General features: G+C 49.0%; 1 protein-coding gene and 1 pseudogene. One reads left to right on the top strand and one right to left on the bottom strand.

The genetic code is table 11. The features are described from left to right. The first annotated feature begins 128 nt into the window (after positions 1 to 128). A pseudogene (locus P8O70_03535) lies at positions 129 to 407 on the top strand (IS1 family transposase). Between the two features lie 202 nt (positions 408 to 609). Here the strand turns inward: P8O70_03535 and P8O70_03530 are convergent. Further along, on the bottom strand, positions 610 to 5,412 hold the full coding sequence (locus tag P8O70_03530; protein MDG2195953.1) for an NAD-glutamate dehydrogenase: 4,803 nt from the start codon (positions 5,410 to 5,412) through the stop codon (positions 610 to 612). Positions 5,413 to 5,699 lie beyond the last annotated feature (287 nt).

Raw genomic sequence — 5,699 nt, 5'->3', positions numbered from 1 at the left:
ATCACAAGACGGTCTCTCGCTGGTTGGTGCAAGCTGCCCAAGCACTCCCAGCAAGCCCAACACAGACCGAAGCCTGCTCTTTCATAACTCCACACTTTCATCGCTAAAAAAAGTCCCAGTGTTGGCTCTGGCTAGCGGTGGACTCCATCTTTGGCAAGGTCCTCAGCTTTGTCTGTGGAAGAAGGACGATCAAAACCAGTAGAGCTCTCTGGCAGCAGATCAAGCACCTACCGACGATGGGCTATGGCACAGACTTGCTGAAGGCCTACGAGAATTTCATTCCACAGGCTAAGCATTACGCGGGAAAGACCTTCACCACACAAATCGAATCACTGAACTGCCGAATCAGGCTCCATCGCAAACGCTTTGCTAGAGCAAATCAAAAACGATGTTGGAAGTTTCTTTGAAACTGCTCATCCATAAGCTAAACAACCCTTAAGCTCCAACGCCGTCCCTTCACTTTTCAGCGGAAGGGTGACAATCCTAAAAGAGATATCTTGATGGAGGCAGACCACTTTTTCTCTTTTGCAATGTAAAAGCTATTGGAAAAATAGATTTATTGGCTTATTTTCGCTGGAATGTCTGCCAGTGACTTGCAAATCTTTATCACTAGCTAATCGCTTGTAGCCGCTGGACTGCCACAGTCAGCATGATCAAATCAGGGGTTCCCACTTGCTGGAATTGCTCAATGACTTCCAAATACGCTCCTAAGGCTTTGTGGTTGATCTGCTCCAAAGATTCTTTGACCGGTTCTTCTACATTTTTCTTCGGTAACGCCTCTCTGGAGAATGGAGTGTTAGAAGAATGTGCAGAATGGTGCAGCAAGCGTAATAGCCGAAACTGCTGGGCTTGAATACTCTGCAGTAGTAATTCCTGTTGGAGTTGCTCCCACTGATTAATCAGGGATAGCTGTTCCAGTACTTGCTCCAACCAATCTAGCTGGAGCAAACCGTTCAGCCCACGCACACTCTCCTGGGCTTGAGCAATTGGCATTTCCGTCTCTTGCCGCAGTTGTAGAACCGCTGGTGCAGAACGCAACTGTTCGAATCCACTTAGGGTTTGGACCAACTCAGGAGTAAAGCCGGCTTTTTCCCACTTCTCTAAGCTCTCCGGATGATCCCCTCGCAAAGAGCATAGTTCCTTGAACAATTCTGCAAGGGTTTGCACTTTGGACAAGGTTGGAGCCGAGTTGGTCTGCACCAAGTTCTCCAGTAACAACACTAGTGTTTGTTCCACCGCTAAGAATGCCTCATACCGCACAGCTTCCGAGACTGAAGCCTCCAGCAATTGTGTTCGCAAAGTTGGTAGTTCGAGGCTGGCTTCCAAGGCAAAATATCCCTCCACCAATGTGGTCAGATCACATCCACTGCTTGACTGCAAATTAAAGAAAAACGTACAGCCAGCGTGGTTGATCAAACGATTGGTCAGTACAGTGGCGATGATCTCTCGTCGTAGAGGATGACGCTGCAGGGCTTCCTCAGGGAATCGATCTCTAAAGGAGCCCGGCAAGTACCCCAAGTAGAGTTCATCATAAAGTGCTGAGGTTTCATCACCTGTGAATTCAGGAATTAGTGAAGACGCCAACAACTCATCATAGAGGTGCATTTTGACATAGGCTTGAAGGACAGCCAAAACCGGACGTGGCAGTCCCTCTCCGCTTTGCTCCAGCTGATCCAGTTGCCTTACGTCTGGAATGTATTCGCTGCGGGCGTTCATTCCTTGTTCAATCAGCAGGTGAATCAACTGGCGATACGCCCAGAAATCATGGCGAGATCGAAGCTGATCCATGGAGATCAAACGATGTTGACCACAATTATTCGCCAACACCAATTCAGCAACCTCCTCAGTAGCATTCCCCAGTAGTTGGTTACGCTCCTCCACATTGGTCACCACTCTCTCACGCAATAATAATTGTAGCAGAATCTTTAGGTTGACCTCATAATCCGACATGTTGACGCCAGCCGAATTATCGATCGCGTCCGTGTTCAATGCCCCACCCTGCTGATGAAAGGAGATCCGTGCAGACTGAGTCAAACCAAGATTTGCTCCCTCACCAATTACCCTTACCTGCAACTCTTCCGCATTGATCCGTACTAAGTCATTTGCTTGATCACCAACCTGCAGATGGTTTTGTGGACTAGCCTTCACATATGTCCCAATCCCACCGAACCAGCAAAGATCCGCGGGCATTCGCAGAATGGCCTGCACGAGTTCCTCACCTGTCATCACCTCTCGTTCGACTCTCAGCATCTCACGAACAGACAAAGACAGCTGAACCTCCTTTGCACGCCGATCAAATACTCCACCACCTTCACTGATCTGGTCAGATGCATAATCCTGCCAAGTAGAGCGGGGTAGCTCAAATAAGCGTTTGCGCTCCTGCCAACTTGTCCCGGGGTCTGGATTGGGATCAAGGAAAATATGCTGGTGGTTGAAGGCAGCCTTCAGCTGTAAAGCTTTGCTGAGCAACATCCCATTGCCAAACACATCTCCGCTCATATCTCCGATTCCAATCACGGTGGTCAGCTCCTGCTGGATGTCATGATCTCGCTCCAAGAAGTGCAGACGGACGCATTCCCACGCTCCCCTTGCTGTGATCCCAACAACCTTGTGATCGTAACCATGGGATCCCCCCGAAGCGAAGGCATCGCCTAGCCAAAATCCAGTCTTTTCAGAAACAGAGTTGGCCAGATCAGAGAACGTTGCGGTCCCCTTATCCGCTGCCACAACGAGATAGGGATCGGGATCGTCATAGCAGATTGTTTGCTTCGGAGGGCGCACCTGTCCATCCACATCCCTATTATCTGTTACCGACAACAATCCGTGAATAAAGCGTTGATACTCCTCTTTGGCCATAGCCTGTGCTGCTTCTCGACTGGTTGGCAACTGCTTAATGACAAAGCCCCCCTTGGAGCCAACCGGAACAATCACCACGTTCTTGGTCTGCTGGGTTTTGACCAATCCCAATACTTCCATGCGGAAGTCCTCCGGCCGATCCGACCAGCGTAAGCCACCACGAGCCACTGGCCCAAATCGTAGATGCGTCCCTTCAAGGTTGACATCGTGGACATAAATCTCTCGATAAGGTGTGGGAATGGGCATTTGCTCGACCTGACCCGAAGCGATTTTGAGCGCCAGCAGGGTGTTGTGTCGACCTGTATTCTGAAAGAAGTTCGTACGCAGGGTGGCTTCCAACAGACTCAGTAGATGCCGAAAGGCTAGGTCGTGGTTGATTTCCTGAACCGGATGCAAAGTATCCAGATAGTGCCGCCGAACCTGTGGCAAGAGCACCTCTCGACGATGACTTGGATCACCGTAACGTGAATCAGGTGCAAAGAGCATTCGGAAGATTTCGCAGAAATTTCGGCTAATTGCTGGATACTTTAGCAGAGCTTGGTTGACCACGTTACGGCTGATATTGCCACCAAGTTGTAGGTACAGATTACGGTAGGCCTGCAATACGTTGATCTCTCGCCAATCCAGGTTGGCAGCCAACACCAACGCATTGAGTGGATCATTTTCACTAAGCTGAGCGAATACGGCTCCGAGCAGCTCACATAATTTCTGCTGATAGACATTCTCTTCAATTTGTCTACCGTCTTGGTGGGTTACACGAAAGGTCTGGATAAAGCCCAGATTCTCTCCCTGGGGAGTGCCAACTCGCGTTGTCAGTTGATCTACTACATAAAGACCTGCATTCAGTAGAACCGGCATCACCTTGATCAGGTGTGTACGGCTACGGCTGTAGAGCGTCAACAAGGAGACGGGTTCTTCTAAAGCATTGGCCAGTTGAAATTCCTTGAGCGTAAAGTGAACTCCTGAATCTGGTTTCAGCCGCTCGATCTCAAACAAGTCCTGAGCCCCCATTTCAGGGGTGACTCTCACCTTGTACTGCTTGGGTAGACGAGGCAAGTAGCGCTCAAAGATTTCTAGGCCCTGCGGACCCGGGACAGAAACGGAGAGAGCATCACGCAACTGTTCTTCCCAAGGCTTCAATCGACGAATTAGTTCGTTTTCCAAGGCTGCCAGGTTGGGAGTCCAGTTGCCGTTCGATAACTCGAAGTAGACATGAACACGGCTTTTTTCTTCGCCGTACGCCTGCACATATTCACTGGATTGATGGGGCACTTCACTTCGCAGGAACTTCACAATCTCCAATACATTTGCTGGGGTGTAGAGCAAATTTGGCAAGACTACGAGTAGATGCAAAGCAGGAGAGGCACCCTTGCGGATATATTGCTGACCAACCTGGAAGCAGTGAATCCGGCTTGGATCGTCAATGAAGAGCAGGGTGTCAATGATTTGGAGCAATTCCGCAGTGGGGGCTCGGAAAAGGACGAACTTGGGCATTCCACTGAGAATACGGATTGCCTCATTGTAGTTGTAGCCATAGGGTCGCATCTGGCGGGCTTCAAAGATGGCCTGCATCTTTTCACGGATCAGTGGAGTCTCAAGATTGCGAGCCTGCAAGGAGGTCTTGCGCAACAAGCCAACGAGAATTTCCTCACGCCAACCCTCAGCTTCTGGAAACTTGAGGCGCAACAGCAACAGGTTTTCAAAACGCTGTAATGGGGAAGTAAAGCGTAGACTTTCCATGATGAAAGATTCTGAGGCTTCCCTTTCCTGCCACAGCAAGGCTTGTAGCGTCTCTTGCAAGGAATCCGCTTTCCAAGCTTGATGATCATGCAGTAGCCCAAGGCTGGAGTCCTCTTCCAGCTGTACTCCCTGACTCGTGTGATGATAGACAGCAAAACCGAAGAGTGAGAAGTTGTCTTCGTGCAACCACTCCAACAACTGAATCCAGGCCTCACGTCCTTCAGCAGCAGACTGGTTGCTGTTCTGCAGTAGCTGGGTCAGTCTTGGGCGGATCTGCTGCAGTTTAGCAAGGTCTTCACGCACACTGTGTAGAGCATCAATGTGAGTTGGTAGGCGCTGGCATAATTGAGACAATCGCTCCTCGTTGGCGGTATCTTCTATTTCCAGATAAATCATGTCGAAGAGCTTTTCGCACTGCTGATCATCTGCAAGAATTTGCCACGCTCCCTCCTCCTGGCGAAGGGGCAAGACTGGGTGAATGTTCAGCTTGATCCGCAAGTCCAAATCGCGCAGCAACTCCAGCAGGGTCAATAATTGATACTGCATGTCGGGCTTAAGCACTTCGACCACAATTCGACTTGTCGCTCGCCCCTCTCCCTTCCCAACTAGAATCAACCCTTCCTGCTTCGTAGCCACCAAAAAGTTCTGATAACGCTCTTGTAGGAATACACACCACTCACACACGCTGAAGCGCTGCCAAAGGACCTGGGATAGGTTCTGGCAATAATGACGAGCAAAGAGATGAAGCTGATGATCCTCGGGCAAAGCCTCGAGAATTTGATTGGTCTGTTCAATTGTAATGGGTAACAAAGACATGAAGAGTTACTGATCGTGAGTTCAACAAAAAATTAAATATTCATTTTGGTAGGGATCAATTTGAAGACCACGTCACCTTGCGACGGTGCTTTGGCAAAGTCAAATGGGCACTCCATTTCTCATGAAACTGAATAAGGATTTTTCTTGCAGAATCTGGGTTTTACTTTCGATCCTAATGGTACTTTGAAGTTCGCTAGATTCTCAGAAGCAACTTATTTTGATTTAATATAACATTTTTCATAAATCATAATTTTTCAGTTATCTCAACAAGTGGTTTCCAGTTTCAC

The sequence above is a fragment of the SAR324 cluster bacterium genome, assembly GCA_029245725.1.
Taxonomy (GTDB): Bacteria; SAR324; SAR324; order SAR324; family NAC60-12; genus JCVI-SCAAA005.
Note: the sequence above shows the minus strand (reverse complement) of the source record. Positions and strands in the feature narration are given on the sequence as shown.

Coding starts and splice junctions, on each gene's coding strand:
- P8O70_03530 (MDG2195953.1), bottom strand. CDS start 5,412: ATGTCTTTGTTACCCATTACAATTGAACAGACCAATCAAATTCTCGAG.